At 53.2% G+C, this 17,060-nt stretch carries 15 protein-coding genes and 1 pseudogene; 13 read left to right on the top strand and 3 right to left on the bottom strand.

Annotated features, from left to right (window positions below):
* The first annotated feature begins 37 nt into the window (after positions 1-37).
* From MDG893_RS10970 to MDG893_RS10950, 5 genes are all read left to right on the top strand, one after another.
* Positions 38-550 (top strand): TRAP transporter small permease subunit, encoded by a 513-nt coding sequence (locus tag MDG893_RS10970; RefSeq protein ID WP_040474520.1) that lies wholly within the window; start codon positions 38-40, stop codon positions 548-550.
* Positions 547-1,869, top strand: coding sequence for a TRAP transporter large permease (locus MDG893_RS10965; protein WP_007153851.1), 1,323 nt, complete (start codon positions 547-549; stop codon positions 1,867-1,869). Before MDG893_RS10970 ends, MDG893_RS10965 begins: the two co-directional genes overlap by 4 nt.
* A gap of 286 nt (positions 1,870-2,155) precedes the next feature.
* A complete protein-coding gene (locus MDG893_RS10960) occupies positions 2,156-3,091 on the top strand; it encodes a TauD/TfdA dioxygenase family protein (RefSeq protein WP_007153850.1) in 936 nt (311 codons plus the stop codon).
* A 65-nt stretch (positions 3,092-3,156) separates the two neighbouring features.
* A complete protein-coding gene (locus MDG893_RS10955; protein ID WP_007153849.1) occupies positions 3,157-3,861 on the top strand; it encodes an SDR family NAD(P)-dependent oxidoreductase in 705 nt (234 codons plus the stop codon).
* A gap of 18 nt (positions 3,862-3,879) precedes the next feature.
* A complete protein-coding gene (locus MDG893_RS10950) occupies positions 3,880-4,413 on the top strand; it encodes a 2,4'-dihydroxyacetophenone dioxygenase family protein (RefSeq protein WP_007153848.1) in 534 nt (177 codons plus the stop codon).
* A 32-nt stretch (positions 4,414-4,445) separates the two neighbouring features.
* Here MDG893_RS10950 and MDG893_RS20955 read toward each other — a convergent pair whose 3' ends face one another.
* Positions 4,446-4,643 carry a hypothetical protein gene (locus MDG893_RS20955; protein WP_157132820.1) on the bottom strand — a complete coding sequence of 66 codons (198 nt, stop codon included), beginning with the start codon at positions 4,641-4,643 and terminating at the stop codon, positions 4,446-4,448.
* Positions 4,644-4,678: 35 nt separating this feature from the next.
* On the opposite strand from MDG893_RS20955, the pseudogene MDG893_RS20950 reads away from it, so the two are divergent.
* A pseudogene (locus tag MDG893_RS20950) lies at positions 4,679-4,834 on the top strand (IS5/IS1182 family transposase); the annotation flags it as partial.
* Positions 4,835-5,760: 926 nt separating this feature from the next.
* Here the strand turns inward: MDG893_RS20950 and MDG893_RS10935 are convergent.
* Positions 5,761-6,729, bottom strand: a complete 969-nt coding sequence (locus MDG893_RS10935; RefSeq protein ID WP_007153847.1) for a viperin family antiviral radical SAM protein — start codon at positions 6,727-6,729, stop codon at positions 5,761-5,763.
* Positions 6,730-6,855: 126 nt separating this feature from the next.
* Positions 6,856-9,069 carry a hypothetical protein gene (locus MDG893_RS10930; protein ID WP_007153846.1) on the bottom strand — a complete coding sequence of 738 codons (2,214 nt, stop codon included), beginning with the start codon at positions 9,067-9,069 and terminating at the stop codon, positions 6,856-6,858.
* Between the two features lie 508 nt (positions 9,070-9,577).
* Here MDG893_RS10930 and MDG893_RS10925 point away from each other — a divergent pair.
* From MDG893_RS10925 to MDG893_RS10890, 7 genes are all read left to right on the top strand, one after another.
* Positions 9,578-10,567: an Abi family protein gene (locus MDG893_RS10925; RefSeq protein WP_007153845.1), complete on the top strand. Its 990-nt coding sequence runs from the start codon at positions 9,578-9,580 to the stop codon at positions 10,565-10,567.
* Between the two features lie 136 nt (positions 10,568-10,703).
* Positions 10,704-11,753 (top strand): hypothetical protein, encoded by a 1,050-nt coding sequence (locus tag MDG893_RS20515; protein ID WP_157132819.1) that lies wholly within the window; start codon positions 10,704-10,706, stop codon positions 11,751-11,753.
* Between the two features lie 99 nt (positions 11,754-11,852).
* Positions 11,853-12,980, top strand: coding sequence for a zinc-binding dehydrogenase (locus MDG893_RS10915; RefSeq protein ID WP_007153843.1), 1,128 nt, complete (start codon positions 11,853-11,855; stop codon positions 12,978-12,980).
* A 48-nt stretch (positions 12,981-13,028) separates the two neighbouring features.
* Positions 13,029-13,361 carry a glutathione S-transferase N-terminal domain-containing protein gene (locus MDG893_RS21415; protein ID WP_007153842.1) on the top strand — a complete coding sequence of 111 codons (333 nt, stop codon included), beginning with the start codon at positions 13,029-13,031 and terminating at the stop codon, positions 13,359-13,361.
* Positions 13,362-13,390: 29 nt separating this feature from the next.
* A protein-coding gene (locus MDG893_RS10900) for an IS3 family transposase (RefSeq protein WP_425268447.1) occupies positions 13,391-14,526 on the top strand; the annotation gives its coding sequence in 2 pieces (ribosomal slippage) (positions 13,391-13,643 and positions 13,643-14,526; 1,137 coding nt in all).
* The gene (locus tag MDG893_RS21410) at positions 14,429-14,902 is read left to right on the top strand and encodes a glutathione binding-like protein (protein WP_083797690.1); all 474 of its coding nucleotides are present in this window, start codon (positions 14,429-14,431) and stop codon (positions 14,900-14,902) included. Before MDG893_RS10900 ends, MDG893_RS21410 begins: the two co-directional genes overlap by 98 nt.
* An 802-nt stretch (positions 14,903-15,704) precedes the next feature.
* The gene (locus MDG893_RS10890) at positions 15,705-17,057 is read left to right on the top strand and encodes a type II toxin-antitoxin system HipA family toxin (protein ID WP_007153840.1); all 1,353 of its coding nucleotides are present in this window, start codon (positions 15,705-15,707) and stop codon (positions 17,055-17,057) included.
* The last annotated feature ends 3 nt before the right edge of the window (positions 17,058-17,060 follow it).

Here is a 17,060-nt window from a genome sequence, read left to right as displayed (position 1 = left end):
AAACGCCGGCGAAGAACTAACAGTCTGGAATATAAACATGTTTATATTGAAAATGGCGGAGCGGATGTCCGATATCGCTGGCGTGATCGCGGCCTTGCTAACCATCCCATTGATTGCGTCGTTGGTGTACGAAGTCTTCAGCCGTTATGTCCTAGGCAGCCCAACTTACTGGGTCTATGAAGTCAGCTACATGTTGATGGGATCGATTTTTGCGCTGGCAATGGGGTACGCGTTGAAGATTAAGCAACACGTCAGTGTCGACCTCATTTATGCAAGGCTCTCGGCGCGGAGTAAGGCCGTGGTCGACGTTATCGGCTACTGCGCGTTCGGATTCGCGGTCTGGTGGATGACCATCGAGCTATTCGCCAGCGTTATCAATGCCTACCAAAGCGGAGAGGTCACGGGTAAGTCGGCCTGGAGTCCCGTTGTCTGGCCAGTTTACACCACCTGGTTCTTGGGATTTTTTATGCTCGGGGTCCAGGTGATAGCCGAGCTCATCAAGGCTACCGCAACGCTGATTAGCGGTAAGGCATGGGAAGGGAACGCATGACCAGCTACGTCGCATTCCTGATGTTTCCCGCACTGTTGATATTGATTCTGGCGGGGTTTCCCATCGCCTTCTCAATGATTTCTGTGGCGCTGGTGGCAGGCTATCTTCAGTTCGGCGACGGTGTCATCTTTCAGTTACTTTCCAAAATGGACGATGTGGCCACTAACTCGGTGCTCGCCGCAGTGCCGCTGTTTATCTTCATCGGTGCCATGCTCGAACGTTCTGGTATTGCTGAACGGCTTTTCGATGCGGTACATGTGTGGACTCGACGCGTACCGGGCAGTCTGGGGGTCAGCGCCGTGCTGTTGGGCACTATTTTCGCAGCCGCGAGTGGTGTGGTGGGGGCCACAGAAACCGTAATCGGTATGCTCGCGGTACCGATCATGCTTAAGCATGCTTATGACAAGAGCCTGATTTCCGGGACGATCTGTGCCAGCGGTTCGCTGGGAACAGTGATTCCTCCGTCAATCACCGTGATCGTCCTGGCTCCGGTAGCCAACGTCTCGGTTGGTGACCTCTTCGCAGGGTTACTTTTTCCCGGACTGGTCATGGCCGCGCTGTTCATCGCCTACGTGGTCGGCATCGCGATGCTAAAGCCCGCGTTCGCACCTCGCGAGGAAGAGCCCCCCGTACTTTCTATTTCGCAGAAAATTCGGATGACGGTTTTCGCGCTGGTTCCCACCATGGCGTTGATATTCACCGTGCTGGGTACGATCCTGCTAGGCATAGCAACGCCGACGGAGGCGGCTGCGTGTGGCGCGGCAGGAACGCTGATTCTTTCTCTGGCCTACCGCACATTCACCTGGGGAATCCTCTGGAATGCCCTGCGACGCACGGCCTCGATCACTGCGATGATTCTGCTAATCGTGCTCGGTGGCAACATGTTCGCTGGGGTATTCTTTGCTTCCGGCGGCATGGATAGCGTTCAATCGCTGCTGTCGACTCTGGGCCTCTCGGGTGCCGGGGCCGTGACTGCTATCCTGGTTCTGGCGTTTCTCGCCGGTTTCGTTTTGGACCTGATCTCGGTGGTGCTAATCCTGATCCCCCTCGCCATGCCTATCGTTACCGGGTATGGCGTGGATCCGGTGTGGTTCGCGGTAACCTTCCTGGTTGTGCTCCAGACCAGCTATCTGACCCCGCCCATGGCTCCATCAATCTTTTACCTCCGTGCGATTACCCCACCGGAGATCACGCTCAGACACATGTACCGGGGCGTGCTTCCTTTCATCGGAATGCAATTGGTCACTCTGGTCCTTGTCATTCTATTCCCAGGGCTGGTGCTATGGCTGCCGGAACAGATGAGCGGTCCGAGTTGGTAGAGAGTTGAAAAAAGAGTCCCGATGAACTGACGGGGCTGAGCTAATTGGGCCCCCGCGAAGTGCTCAGGGTGGCGCACCACATTCAGCAGAGTAAGGCCCACCCAGACTCGAAGAAATGCTGAATTAAACCGTAAAAGCCCGCTTGACAGGCTTGAAGGCTAACGATATCGTTCAGTCATAATGTGGATAATCGTCCACATTATGATAAATAATAATTGATCTGATCTCTGGACCTCAACACGCAGGTCTGACCGGTTAGATCTCCCTCTAGAGAAGGAGAGTCGTGATGACACACGCGCAGAACGCTCAGCAATTCAGAATCAATCCACTGACCGAGTCATTCGGTGCTGAAATCCTTGGCCTCGATCTCGCAAAGCCGATCTCGGACGCGACCTTCGCGGCGATCCAGGAGGCCTTTCAAAAATACCATGTGATCTGCTTTCGCGACCAAGTGATGGATGAAAAGGCGCATCTGGACTTTACTCTACGCTGGGGCGAGTTGGAGGTTTTTCCGGAAGAGGACAAGACTACTACCGCGAAAACATTTTACAACGTCGCCAATACCTCGCGAGAGGGCGAGCATCTCTCGGAAGACGATCCCAGAGTGCTGTTTCAAAAGGTTAATGCGCGCTGGCATACCGATAGCTCCTACCGATACGTCCCTTCCTTCGCGTCGGTGATGTACAGCACTGAAATTCTGCCGGACGAAGCCCGCGGCGGCGAGACTGAATTCTCAAACATGCTGGCCGCCTACGACGCTCTGTCTGATGCCGACAAACGCCGGTTTGAGCCGCTGCACATGGTTCACTATTACGAGTTTGGCCGTCGATTGTATCCCGCCCTGCCGCCGATCACGCCATTCGAGCGCGACGCCGTGCCGCCGGTGTCCCACCCTCTGGTTCGTGTTCACCCCGACCGGGATAACCAACGCTCGCTGTTTTTCACGGTGAATGCCGGGAATGAGATTAGCGGGATGAGCCTGGAGGAGGGCCAGGCACTGCATAAGTGGCTGGACGAGTACGCGTCCAAGCCCGAATTCATCTACAGCCATCGCTGGTGCGAAAACGATCTTGTCATGTGGGACAACCGCGTCCTCCTCCATCGCGCCACGCACTATGACATGGCCAAATATCGACGCGCATTTCGCCGCACCACCGTGGCCGGCAATGGTCCAGCATTTGGTCCCTTTTCGTTAATACCAGCCGCTGTCACTTCGAAGTGATAGCTGCGGTAAAACCGACTCTTTCGAACACGATTCGCCCACTGCAATCTCAGGAGAACGATTAAATGAAATATGCGCTAGTCACTGGCGGTACCCGTGGCATTGGTTCAGGCGTATCAAGGTCGCTGGCAAGAGCTGGCTACCGAGTGGTCGCCACGGGGGTTAGCGATCAGGAGGTCAACGACTTCGAGTCGCTTGAGGGCGTCGTAGCACGAAAATTAGACGTGACGTCCCAGGAACAGGTAGACGCGATAATCGCTTCTTTTGAACAATTGGACGCCATAGTCAATTGCGCCGGGATTATTCAGCGCGACGGCCGGGAATTCGAGCCAGACTATTTTGCGCAAACTCTGGAGGTAAATCTCACCGGCACACTGCGCACCTGCCATGCGGGAAGAGCCAAGCTTATCGAGAGCGGCGGATCCATTGTCAACACTGCCTCGATGCTCTCTTTTTTTGGCTCGGCTTCCGCACCCGGGTATGCGGCATCCAAGGGTGGAGTGGCGCAATTGACGAAGAGTCTGGCAGCGGCCTGGGCAATGGAGGGCGTCCGCGTCAATGCGGTAGCACCTGGATGGGTCGCCACTGAACTCACTCGACCATTGATGGAGAGTGACGAACGTTCAGTGGCGATCCTCTCTCGTACGCCTATGGGCCGCTGGGGTGAGCCCGATGAGATCGGAGACGTCGTCCTGTTTCTCCTATCGAACCAAGCGCGCTTCGTCACCGGAGCAATACTGCCCGTAGATGGCGGCTATTCCATCGTATAAACAGAGAAGGTTCCTATTATGAGTAATCTAGAACAGACCCCGATGAACGATAAGTCGCAACCCTACAGACATCCGCAGCCGGCCGAGGCGGCGATGGAGCTGGTCATCCCCAGCGCGATTCCCGACGACGAGCGAATCTGGGTGCCCGTGGAGGAGAATGTCTGGTTCCGCCCACTGTGTCTTTCAGCCTCTAGCGGCTATTGGGTGAATCTCTTACGCGTGCGTAAATCCGGCGTGTTGTCACGACACCGTCACCCGCAGGCTGTTCACGGCTTCGTCCTCAAGGGTGAGTGGCGCTATCTTGAGCACGACTGGATAGCCACCGAGGGCGGTTATGTTTACGAGGCTCCGGGTGAAACCCATACCCTTGTCGTTGAGCCGCATGTGAGGGAGATGATCACATTGTTCCAGGTTAACGGTGCGATGATCTACGTCGATCCAGACGGCGCTAACGTCGGTTATGATGACGTTTTCACTCGCATCGCCAAGTGCCGCGCGCACTACGAGGAAATTGGACTGGGCGGCGATTTCATCGATCAGTTCATTCGTTGATGAGTTGGGTGCGCTCGCCGCTACCGGTCGCTTTACAGTGACGCTGCGGTTCTCGACGTCTGATCGCAAAGCCCGGGCACGGCACATAGAGCGCGAGCGATCCGATGTATGTCTTCGCGGGCAATGCCGAGTGACGCGAGGGAGTCGACCAGACAAGTCTCGCGAATTTTGGCGTGGCGCTGACAAATGCCCCGACCTTCCTCAGTATTGCGAAAGAAGGTCTCTTGCATTTATTGTCCTCAGCGACCAGCCTTAGACCACCAACCAGCACTCTCGCAACAGCATTGAACCAATCATTGGCCACTTGAAAAGTGATGGGTTGATGACGCGATGCTATCACGGTGGTTTCCCCGGGAACCGGGTTCACGCCGTATTGTGTGACGGGGGTCTGAATTTGAGGAGAGTTTTGAAGAAGCTAGCCTAACTTCTTTGGGTCAAAACGTAATCCGTGCAATGGTCAGATTTTTGCAAAATGAAAAAAATGCAGGGATAGAGTGGACACACCATGGACACAATTTGGACACAGAAAATAAAAAAAGACCTGCGCTTTCACGCAAGCCTTTGAAAATAATGGCGCGCCCGAGAGGATTCGAACCTCTGACCTCTGCCTCCGGAGGGCACTCTCTCTGCCTGATGGCAAGCGGTCTTAATCGGCGAAAATCTGGATGTTCAATTGCTTGCGCCGAAAACATAAACTATAGAAAATGCCGATATTTCAATATTATGCCCGATTAAAGACGACTTTGGGCACAAGGCTGATAAGAATTCGGTGTCCGGGAACCGGACTTTGATCGTTGCCCTAAGCATGCTTTTGCCCATTGATGCGATGATACTACGCCTTGGATCTAAGTTCGCAACTGTTAGGAAATGAGTTTCCGAAATCCGGACAGTGATGAATTCGGATGTGCCGCTTTTGGTTAGCAGGAAATAACGATAGTGGGCGAATAGCCCATTAATTTTATTGGCATTAAAGGGATGAAAAAGACCGGAAAGAGGCCGGAAGTCGAGATTGAATCTCAATGGTTTAGGTTGCATCAGTACTCTTAGCGAGTTGCTCCATTGATAAGACCTCGATGGCAAGCTGCCGCTGACCTCCTCCAAAAGGAGGTCAGCGGGCTTTGTGTTGCATGTGGCTGTTGGCTCTTTCGGTCTAGCCCCGAGTCGATCTGACAGTTTGCATGAAGTTTTGCAAACTTCGATGATCGCTCGGTGAATTCGAAATGATGAGTGTTTTAGAGCAGTCGGGATGGGTGAGCCGTCCGTGCTTGCCACCGCGACGATACCTCCACCCGAGCTTGACGAGACGTCTGATGACGACGTTCCAATCTTTGTTTGAGCTGTACCTCTTCACTGCGTCCCTCCCAGCTCGCCTGTGTAGCGGGATTGAAAGCTCGCCGAATTGAATGCCATTTTCGAGAATGCGGCATGTGCGCCAACGGATAAAATGGGATCGCTGTATAGGTATCCTCCGGCTAATGAGGGGTGATTTTGGAAGAAGCGCCCGAAGGGATCGATCATGAGGTAGGACTCACACATGTCTCGATTGTCCTCGACACATTGGACCGATTGGAAAGCGCGATGCCTTTGAACAAAGGCGGCAAACTCCTCGTCGCTGATCGCTAACGAGGCGTCAACAATCGGAAGCATGCGCAGGATCTTCCAGCGCTGGGGGCGGATCTCTTGAACCAGACCGCTCAGATCCTCTCCGACATTCAGGAGATTCACTACAGTATTGAGCTTTACTGTGAGTCGCGGGTTGATCTTGAGCGCCAGACGTATATTGCCTGCCAGCTCTTGAGGGTCGAGCAGTTTCCCACTTCTAAGGGCTCGGCCAATCTCCATGTTGGTAGTCGGATTTGCTGAATCCAGGCTGATCCCCAAGCATGTCAAATGCGGCGCTATTTCCTTAATCATAGAACGCGTCAGTCGTGAGCCATTGCTGATAATGGAAAGCTGAAATCCAACTTCCCGGGCTATCTCGGCAATATCCAACAAACGGTTGCCAAGGATCGAAGGTTCTCCGCCGGCGAGATTTAGACGGACTGTCTTCCAAGAAAGTTCTTCACGCAACGGATTGTTGGTGTTTGTGGGGTGAAAATATCGGAATAACTCGTTTAGCAGATCGCGGGTTCGCCTGCGGTCATGAAATAACTCCCGGGGATTGGGGTAGTCTTTCCATTTTGCGTAGCAATACTGGCAGCTGTAGTTGCAGGCTTCCGTGACGTGCCAGTTTATGGTGAGCTCATATACTGCGGGGACCTTGGCAGGAGGTGTGGCCGATCGGTTTGCTGAAAAAATAAGGATGTTCGTACGCATGCGTATACTCCTTGACGGAATCCGTTTTACGGGCCGTGAAGTTTTTACATGGCGGACGCGGGGCGTCAGGGTAGGAGCATCAGGCTCCAGTACACCACTTGGGTTTGGGGTCAGGTTTTCGGTTAATTACGGATTGCGCAACAAGTTGCGCCGGGTCTTGAGTGCTTCCTCGTGGTTAACGTCGAGATTGAGTTCAAGCCGTTGACTCATCAACAACCACCATTCAGCGGCAATCAGTCCGCGTTTGAAATCCTGGATGCTCCGGTTCTTTTTGGCCTCTCGGCGGACAGCCCGATAACACTCTTGTGCAACCGCTCGAACACTTTCATCAGGATCGAACTGTTTGGTGAAGTAGACCGTTTTATGGGCCTTCCCGTTTGGATCAAGGCCGAGTTCCAGTAACGCCTTCAAATACCCTTGTCGCCAAATGGGTGATTTTTCGGTTACTTGGCTAGCATCGTATTTGCCAGCTTTGGGCTTCTCTCCTTTCCGGAGGCGAAGGCGGCTCAGGCAGAATTCAACCAATTCGAGTGCAAAGCACTCGTAGCACTCCAGTGCAGCTTGCTCGTATTCTTCCCTGCTAAGAGGAGATCCCAGGGTCGTTCTTTTTTTCAGCCGGTCCCATGCTGCCTCTCTCAGAGGGAAATACCAATCAATGGAGTTCTCGCTGTTCACCGGGTTGAAGCGAGATACCGACTCGTCAGAAAGTGGCTTTATTGATGAACGCATCAACATGAGTCGATGCCGCAACGCTTTTGACGGCTTGAGAAAGGACAGCTTGCTCAGTAATTCCTCAAGCTGCTTGTGATGGTGTGGCTGTGCGCCGTTGGACAGTTCTCCTCGAAGCAACCCGACGCTTTTATCGATGTAGGGAAGCACTATCTCGTTGTCCAGTCTATCAGCTGCAGAAATCGACCACTGCGGCGTTAAGGCAGGCGGGAAATCGGGATCGTGAATTAATTGCTCAAAAAGGTCATCCCACCAATCCCGGTACTCGCGGGCAGCGGCTTCATTGGGAAGACGGCGCAACTCGCCGGAAAGGACGGTCAGTTTAGTCTCGATATCGAGGTTGCTGAGCTCGTCCTCAAGTTGAGCTTTCCAGATGGCTGAGTATTCGGTCGCCCACCATTTCCTGCTTTCATTGTCGCAAAATTCTCTCGCGAGCGGAGTTCTTTCTGCCAGGCGTAGTGCTGCTCCGATGTCTTTCCGAATCGACCAACGTATCCAAGCTTTCAGTTGGTAGTCAGTGAGCTCGGAACAGATATGTTTCAGGTATTCGTTCTCTCGAATTTCTCGTTCCTCAACCGACCTCGTCAGAACTTCTGAATAGCGAATGCTGAGAGACGTAAAGCAGAGATTAAGTAGTGAAGCCCACTGTTCAATCTGCTGATTATCTGCAGATGTTAGATCCATATGGAGGCACAGAACCTCCCAAAATTGGATTCTGGTTTTGTCCAGCCAACAGGTCGCCTGGGACACGTCGAGCTGAGCGTAATCGGAAGAATCGAAAGAGCGAAGTGTCGAATCGAAGTTCGACCACTCAAGCCCCAGTTTCCGGAATGCTCCCTCGTTTATGCTGGCTAGTCTTCCTGCTGCGGCATCGGATGCGACCCACGCTTTCAGGAATCGGATCCCCTGAAGGAGTTTGGAAGAACCGAGAGTTGGCGGTCCCTCATGCGACTGCAATGAAGTCAGGGAAACTAGGTTCTTGATTTGGAGGCCCCACACGCTTGCCAAGTCGTTCCGGTAGCCGTCCTCATACTGGGACATCGTGATGAAGAAGCCCCAGAGCATCTCGTTCCTTGTCGATTCGTCTTCAGCAACAAGCGCAGGATCGTCGAACAGCGTCGGGGAGAAACAGAACTCTTCTCCGTATAGTGCAGTGACAAACCAGTCGAAGGACACTGTTAAAGATGCAGTAGTGCCCATATTTTTGAGGGCGCTGTACAGTGAGTATGGCGATGCCGAAAAGAGCGTTTGAGCGATTTCTTGGGCAAAAAGATATACTTCTGAGCCATGATCAGCGACTTCATCGCGCTGGTGCATGATCGGGTGCTTATTCAGGAGCTGCATGGTCAGTTTCTGAGCCAAGCGGCCGGTAGAGAGTAGTACAGCGGATTTCCTCTGATCCGAGGTCTCATACCTTGCGGCACCAAGAACCTCTTCCAGATCTGTCGCCGATCCGAATATGCGATTCCAGTTGTCAGAGAAATGCTTGGTCAGCAGTGAGCGGAACTGACCGTCGATTCCAGACTCGTCGAGCGCTTGAACGAAGCGTTCAGTGGGATCGTGTTTTTCGTTGAGGGAGCGATTGCGGTAAGGCGCATCAATCCTGCACATGGTTTTCTCCAGCTTATAGGATTAGGTTTCACAAAAGGCGCACACCAGATAAAAAAATCTGATAGCAATCTGCAGTTGAAACCTCCCGTGCAGCAGATGGGAGCGGAAAAGTGAGCATCAAGCTCGGTAGCCGACCGCAGATAAACGCGGAAAAATAATAGAACGGTTTTTCCTGCTAGTCAATTAACCTATCCCCAGAAAGCCCTGGCAGTTGCAAACTGACAGGTGTTGGTCTAATTGCCAACATGACTTGATGGCGTGGCTGGGCATTGAGGAGCTTGCGGATAGAACTCCGGTGTTCAAACGTAAACGTCTTCCTGTGTCGAAGTCGTCGCTCGGTGATACCATGCACGCTATCTGAGTAACAGAGTCGACGAGGGAACAAGTTGAGCTTGCATAATCAGGATGCCATCACTATATTAAGCCCCAACACACCCGCCATGCCTATGTCTGCCTCGGCAGTCACGCACAAATCGAGCGGGTTTTTTTATGCCTGGAGAAAACAGGCATGACGCAGTTCGCCAAGCCTGCCATCGACGTTCCTCAACAGCTTGAGCTTCTGAAGGCCCGAGGGCTGCAGATCAACGACGAAGAGCGTGCGGCTCGATTTCTCGAAGTCGTTAGCTTTTTCCGCCTCACGCCTTACATGCGACCATTTCAGGTTCCGGGTAACGATCATCACTTTATTAAAGATGCGGGTTTCCGCGATCTTAGCAACCTGTATGCTTTCGACAGACGGCTGCGACTTCTGGTTATGGATGCTATCGAAAGGGTGGAAGTCGCGGCTCGGGCCATGATCAGCAACTATATGGGTCCCATGTATGGTGCACACTGGTATCTCGATCGATCACTTTTTAAGTCTGGTTACAACCATGAGCAACTGCTGCAGATTATTCGCGGCAAGCAGCAGAGCGAACGGCGGGATTACGAGCGAGAGTGTGATCGAATCGATAGGCTGGCCCAGACAACGGAAGAACGAAGAGCCGAACTCAAGATAAAACGGTCCAAAGAGAGCTATGCTCGGCACTACGGTCTCACCTACAGTGAGCCTCAGCTGATGCCCGGCTGGGCAGCTCTTGAAGAGTTAACCATGGGGTCGCTGTCTCACCTTTATGCGGGGTTGGCGAGAGACTCTGATAAGAAAGCGATTGCGAAGCGGATGGATCTGCCCTGGCGCCTGCTCCAATCCTGGCTTCACACACTAACTATTGTCCGCAATATTTGCGCACACCATGCCAGGCTGTGGAACCGTGAACTGGGCATAAAACCGGAACTGCCAAAGAAAGCTTCGTTTCCATGGCCTGCCTCCCTGACCCGGCCCAGCCACCATGTGCGGATCTATGTGGTGCTCTGCATGCTTAATCATTTAATGAGAACGGTTAGCCCCGATACAAGTTGGCAGCAGCGCTTAAAATCACTGTTCGATGAATTCCCCTCGGTTTCTGAGAAGGTAATGGGATTCCCTGCGGATTGGCGGAATGACATTTTTTGGAGCTGAAGCGAATTGAACTAAGCCTGGACTTCAAATCTGGTGGTGGCGGAGCGAGAAAATAAAACTCGCGCTTCGATTCAGTTCTCTATTGATGTTGAGATACTGCAAAACCACCCCATCCTCCAGCTGTTAAGGATCGGATGTGATGATCAAAGATGCTTTAATCCGCAGATGCGTTCGGCTGTTGGCCGCCGTTCATGAACTCCACAAGCAGGGCTACCAAGACCTCGCTGTATTCTGTCCAATGGCGCCTTCTGACACCTCTTGGCGTTGCAGGCTACTTCCTTTTGACCAGGTCCAATGGAATGGGGAAATGTGGAGCGAGCTTCCAGGAGACGGAGCTGAGTCAGCGCGTCACTCTTCTGGGAAGCTTGGAAACGAATATTTTGGTTGGACTGACGCAAGGTCAGATACCGCGAGAGAGTTAGCTGAAAAAATTAAACTCAGGTTCCCTCGGCTGATGGCGAGAACCAGATGTCTCAATTATGAATATTCCGGCTGGTTTACTTACATGCTCGGCGAGGCAGAGCATGGTCACCTGCCTGTGATGGGGGCAGAGTACCGAGAAGAATATCGTGAAAAACTAGCCACGACGACCCCCGGCGTATGGATCAAGGGCCCGCCCCTTTTCAGCATGGTTCGGGTGAGAGGAAAAACCTATTACTTCACTTCGCCTCCTCATTTGAAGCCCGGCGATGACTGGCATGAGGCATACAAAAGCCATGTCATGATGTGGCAAAACAATGAGGATGAGCGTGGATGTCCTTTACCCCAGTACCCTGTTGATACAGCGGATACGTTCGAGCTGGGCGCTTATTGGGAAGGGGCGATCTACTACATTCAAACAATTCTGGGCTTCACTGATATTCGCCGGTTTTTGTCAGCGATGGAGGTAGGGAGTGAAAGGTCAGATCAGTGGGACGTCTTCTTCCTGGTCTGGAATAGCGAGGGACAGCTAATCTACCTTATCGCCTTCCTGCTTCGCCGATTGCTGGCCGAGCCCCACAAATATGCCCTAGAACCTTCGGAGCGTGATTATTGGGAGCAAAGGTTGCGCAGCCTCGAATCTCAAACGCACCACCACTGGGTACAAAGTGGCAGGCCGCCCAACCCGTATTACGGTGGTGGGAATCCGTTACATCTAGGCTTAATCTTGACGGGGTTAAGTAAAGACAACCTGGTGAATGCCTGAGACTTCGTGAGTATTGGGTGGTATTCATCCTCGAAATGGCCAGGAGTGTCTAGTGGACCGGGGTAAGTCCAGTTGGCAAATTCTCATGAGGTAACAGAGATGAACAACACAATGAACGGACTAGAACTACGATCGCTGACGACTTCCGGAGGGCAGCTTCGACTGAGCCTGGAGACGGTCAACCTAGACGAGCCCGGACCGGAAGAACTGGTGGTGCGGGTCGAGGCCACACCCATTAACCCATCCGACCTTGGACTATTGCTCGGTCCCGCCGATGTGTCGACCCTCAGAGCCGAAGGTACGCCGGAGCAGCCGGCGCTGGTTGCTGACATCCCGCAACAGCGCCTGGCCGCCATTCGGGCTCGGCTGGACCTGCCGCTACCTGTAGGGAACGAGGGCGCGGGTACTGTTGTCAGTGCAGGCAGCGACGTGCAGCATTTCCTTGGCAAGAAGGTCGGGATGCTCGGCGGCGGAATGTACACGCAACTGCGCAAACTGCGGGCGCAGGACTGCGTCGTGCTTCCCGGTGAGGCGAGCGTGGAGGATGGGGCGTCGATTTTCATCAACCCCCTGACATCACTTGGCTTCGTCGAAACGATGAAAGCCGAGGGACATAAAGCCATCGTCCATACTGCCGCCGCGTCGAACCTGGGCCAGATGCTCAACAAAATTTGCCTCAAGGACGGCATCCCGCTGGTCAATATCGTTCGCAGCGAAGCACAGGCAGCGATGCTCCGAGATATCGGCGCACGGTACATTGTCAATAGCACGTCCCCCGAATTCCAAGCTGAGCTGACAGAGGCCGTCGCAGAAACCGGTGCAACCATCGGCTTCGACGCTATCGGTGGCGGCAAGCTGGCCGGCCAAATCCTCCAGGCGATGGAAATAGTGGCTAGCCGCAGCATGACCACCTATAACCGCTACGGGTCGGACACTTTTAAGCAGGTCTACATCTACGGCGGCCTGGATACCGGACCGACCGTCATAGATCGAACATTCGGTTTTACCTGGAGCGTCAGCGGATGGCTGCTCTTTTTGTTCCTGCAGAAGGCGGACCCCGAGGTCATGGCGCGGATGCGTCAGCGAGTCATCGATGAGCTCAAAACGACCTTCGTCAGCCACTACACAAAGACCATCAGCCTCAATGATGCACTCAAGCCGGAGATTCTGGCCGACTGTGAACGCAAGGCGACTGGTGAGAAATACCTGATCAACCCGTCCTTGTAGCGCTTATCCGCCTTATGTCTTCGTATTAATACTACTTTGGAGCTTTCAATGTCTATCGCCCTCTATTACTCGCCGGGTTCATGTTCCCTCGCGCCTCAGATCGTGTTGAACGAGACCGGCGAGCCCTTCGAGCTCCGAAAGATCGCAACAGCTGAGCGTGCCAATCGCTCGAATGAGTATCTCGCTATCAATCCTAAAGGTCGCGTCCCAGCGCTTCAGATCGATGGCTTCATCCTCACAGAAACGCCGGCGATACTTGCGTTTCTCGGACGGCGATTCCCGAGTTCTGGACTCTATCCAGCCGACGCTTCCGCGGCAGAGGCCCGTTGTCTGGAGTTGCTTGCATGGTTGGACTTACCCCGGTGCAGTGGACACGCCTAGCCTATGATTAGAGCATAGGAGGAATTGCCATGAGCAGCCAACGTTACCCCCCTGAATTCAAGGACGAAGCGGTCCGACAAGTGCTGGAGCGGGGCTATACCGTCGCCGAAGTGTCGCAACGACTGGGAGTATCGACTCACAGCCTCTACAAATGGGTTAAGGCCGTGAAACCGGATAAGTCTGACGAACAGGCTGCCGAATTGGTCGAAGCCAAGAGCGAGATTCTAAGGCTACGGGCCCAGATGCGCCGGATTGAAGAGGAGCGGGATATCCTAAAAAAGGCCGCTCGGTACTTTGCCAGAGAGCCCGAGTAAAGTATCGGTTCATCAACGATCACCGACACGAATTCAATACGAAGACCATGTGTCGCGTGCTCCAGGTGGCTCGCAGCGGGTTTTATCAATGGCTGCATAAGCCATTATCTGACCGAGCTATCGATAACCAGCGGCTGCTGGCGCAGATCCTGGCGTCGTATCAGGGAAGCTCTGGTGTCTACGGTGCTCCACGCGTGTTTCTGGACCTTCGGGAAGCCGGTGAAACCTGCGGCAAGAACCGGGTCGCCCGGTTGATGAAAGAGCATAAAATCAAAGCGCTGCGAGGCTATAAAGCGCCAAGGGTGATTGCCGGACGACCGTCAATCCTGACCCCGAACAAGCTTCAACGTGAGTTTACGGTGGACCGCCCGGACAAGTCCTGGGTCACCGATATCACCTATTTGCGAACCTGGCAGGGGTGGCTGTATCTGGCGGTGGTGGTCGATCTGTTCTCGCGTCGTGTGGTGGGCTGGTCCATGAAACCCACGCTGCACCGCAGCCTGGTGGTGGATGCACTGCTGATGGCGGTCTGGCGTCGACGCCCGAAAGCTACCGTGCTGGTGCATTCCGACCAAGGCTCCCAGTACGGCAGTGATGACTGGCACCGGTTCTGCCGTGCCCACAATCTAGACCCGAGCATGAGCCGTCGGGGCAATTGTTGGGATAATGCCGTCGCGGAATCCTTCTTCAGCAGCCTGAAAAAGGAGCGTATCCGGAAGCGGATCTACAAAACCCGTGACCTGGCCAAGGCGGATGTGTTCGACTACATCGAAGTGTTCTATAACCGAATTCGGCGTCATACCCATCTGGGTGGCGTCAGCCCAGAGGCCTTTGAAATGGCCTCCGTTTGAGGCTGGGGTGTGTCATGTGTATCGGGGTAAGTCCAGGTCATCGAACACAGTTCACGTCGCGTATGCGCAGATATTTCGACCTGAGAGGTTTGTTACAAGTGAAATAAACTTCCCTCCAGTTAAAGAGAGCGGCAGGAGCAATTACGAGCAGTGCCTTACGGATATCGAGAAGGAGCTGCAATACCAGGATTATGCGATCGGTACCCAATTCTCAGTGGTGGACCCGTTATGGCTGGTTTTCTATTGGTGGGGAGTTCGGGCTAACTTTGACATGGGCAGCAAATTCCCGGTGTACACAGCTTATGCGAAAAGGTTGTGCAGCCGATCGAGTGTCCAGAAAGCGCTGACTAACGACGAAATTACGATATGGAAATAACGGGGTCAGGGTCAATTTTTAATTGCGGCTAGGGCAGCACCAAGGCTTTGACTACTTCATTCTGAATTACCGCCTCATGCGTCGGGAAGCTGATAAATTTTGGACAACGATGCCATTTCCATTGGCGCGCTATTATTCCAAATCTGGAAGCAGGCTGTATCTGAGGGCGTGTAATGCCCGAACGTGTGTGGACTCCTCCTCTATTGCAAGTGTAAACATCCCTGTTTTAGTTGCACTGCTGATTAGAGTTTTCCGCCCGTTGGTGTTTCGCCAGACATTCCAATGGCGACAAGTCTTCAGTGAATCGGAGGGGGGAGGAAACGGGGTCACGCGGCCCATGAAAGGTCCGCTTTGTGGTCACCTGAATGTTCGCTTTGCGACCGTAGCTTTAATTTGTGTCTCAGCCACTCAACCTGCGAATCATTTATGTATCAGACGCGCTGCTGATTAACGTTTTTTACCCTTGGTATTTCGCCTGTGCCACGCAGCCAATCGCTGGACGACCCTTTTCTGAGTTGTGCCGTTAAGTTCGACTCCTTAGCAGCATTCCGGAGGACAGCCGGAATTTCCAATGGCGTGAGAAACACCTGGCCAATAGGCGGACACACTTCAGTATCAATGGCTGACGAAAAAAGGGGTTAATTATCCTACTGGCCACTCTTCTCCTTTTACACCATAATCATTTTGCAAGAATACTTGTCAGGTTTTTGTGCAATCACTCCATAATTATAAGTATACTTGCAATAAATACCTTGATGACCAATAATTCTGCAAGTATTCTTGCAATTTATGGTGGCCGCGTATGAGCCTTACCCTCCAAATTCACTGGGACAACCAGTGGCATGATGCCGGCGTTATCGAATTCAGAGACCCGGACCAAGGTCTCAGAGGCAACCCGACATTCTCTTATGACATTGAATACGCTCTGAAAGCCCTCGAGCGAATTGGAGATATTGACCATCAGGATTTAATTGACCGGACAGCTGTGGGAGTGAATCTGCCCTGCATTTTGGCTGGCGACTACATGAATGGTGAGATCGTCCCGATCTTAAGAGACATCATTCCTCAGGGCGCTGGTCGCCGACATTGGGTAAATAGCCTTGGATATGACCGCGATCCCGAGCATCGAATCGATTACCAGCTCTTGTCTGAGGGGTGTATCGGTCCAGTTGGCAACCTGAGAATTAAAGAAGCGGCAGAAGTTTTCGAGTCTGAAGTTGCGAGGTCAGAGGTTGTCCTATTCGACCGTGAAGAAGTGTGTACCCGGGCCGATAGCCTTATCCAGTATGCTCACAACCTGCATGTGGCAATTGGCGGCGCAACGGGCGCCGGGGGTGACGCGCCCAAGCTTTTGTTGGTCGAAAACCATGATGGCAAGTATGCGCTCGAGGGAACCATTCCCGACGAAGAGATTGCCCGGCACTGGCTGGTTAAATTTCCGAGGGGAAAGAAGACCCGCGACGATATCTGGGTACTTGAGGGCGAGGCCGCCGTTTACCAGTTCCTTGAGGAGCAGGGCTTTAACTCCATCACTGGGGCGACTTTCGATGACATCTACGGCGATGTTGCTCTTTGGTTACCGCGTTTTGACCGAGAAGTATGGCAAGAAGGCATCTTGCGTCATGGGATAGAGTCGGTTTATTCGATGATGGGCGTGATCGGCGATGGTGCTCGGCTGGATCACGTCGACGTGATCCGGAAACTCCAGAACTGTGTGACCAAGCCCGAGGACAAAGATGCTCTGCTCGCGGATTACCTGGTTCGGGATGTTTTGAACACCGCAACGGGTAATCGCGACAACCACGGTCGCAACACCTCATTGATTAAGCGAGGTCATGAAATTGAGTTGGCGCCGGCCTATGACATAGCCCCCATGGTGTTGGACCCTGAATCAATCGCGATGTCTACATGGTGGCCACATCACCTGCGGGACCAGCGGCGGAACCCAGATTATTCGCTAATTCTGGAGGAGCTTGCTGTTAATACCAAAGCAGCTGCGAGCATTATGGAAGGTGAGTTGCTGAAGCTGATGGACATGAAGGCCGGCTTAAAAAGGCATGGAGCTCCAGACGCCATGCTGAACCATATTGCGATCAGGATGAATGAGCCGGAATTGGTTCATGATCAGCTGGAACGCTTGCTGTATTCGAGCTGAGAT

Origin of the sequence: Marinobacter algicola DG893, from assembly GCF_000170835.1 — a bacterium.
Classification (GTDB): Bacteria; Pseudomonadota; Gammaproteobacteria; order Pseudomonadales; family Oleiphilaceae; genus Marinobacter; species Marinobacter algicola.
This window is presented reverse-complemented; position numbering and strand designations above follow the sequence as displayed.

Bases quoted from the DNA above. Each gene is read 5' to 3' on its own strand.
- MDG893_RS10970 (WP_040474520.1), top strand. From the start codon at position 38: ATGTTTATATTGAAAATGGCGGAGCGGATGTCCGATATCGCTGGCGTG.
- MDG893_RS10890 (WP_007153840.1), top strand. From the start codon at position 15,705: ATGAGCCTTACCCTCCAAATTCACTGGGACAACCAGTGGCATGATGCC.
- MDG893_RS10955 (WP_007153849.1), top strand. From the start codon at position 3,157: ATGAAATATGCGCTAGTCACTGGCGGTACCCGTGGCATTGGTTCAGGC.
- MDG893_RS10960 (WP_007153850.1), top strand. From the start codon at position 2,156: ATGACACACGCGCAGAACGCTCAGCAATTCAGAATCAATCCACTGACC.
- MDG893_RS21415 (WP_007153842.1), top strand. From the start codon at position 13,029: ATGTCTATCGCCCTCTATTACTCGCCGGGTTCATGTTCCCTCGCGCCT.
- MDG893_RS10915 (WP_007153843.1), top strand. From the start codon at position 11,853: ATGAACAACACAATGAACGGACTAGAACTACGATCGCTGACGACTTCC.
- MDG893_RS10935 (WP_007153847.1), bottom strand. From the start codon at position 6,729: ATGCGTACGAACATCCTTATTTTTTCAGCAAACCGATCGGCCACACCT.
- MDG893_RS10965 (WP_007153851.1), top strand. From the start codon at position 547: ATGACCAGCTACGTCGCATTCCTGATGTTTCCCGCACTGTTGATATTG.
- MDG893_RS21410 (WP_083797690.1), top strand. From the start codon at position 14,429: ATGTGTTCGACTACATCGAAGTGTTCTATAACCGAATTCGGCGTCATA.
- MDG893_RS10950 (WP_007153848.1), top strand. From the start codon at position 3,880: ATGAGTAATCTAGAACAGACCCCGATGAACGATAAGTCGCAACCCTAC.
- MDG893_RS10925 (WP_007153845.1), top strand. From the start codon at position 9,578: ATGACGCAGTTCGCCAAGCCTGCCATCGACGTTCCTCAACAGCTTGAG.
- MDG893_RS10930 (WP_007153846.1), bottom strand. From the start codon at position 9,069: ATGTGCAGGATTGATGCGCCTTACCGCAATCGCTCCCTCAACGAAAAA.
- MDG893_RS20955 (WP_157132820.1), bottom strand. From the start codon at position 4,643: ATGCAAGAGACCTTCTTTCGCAATACTGAGGAAGGTCGGGGCATTTGT.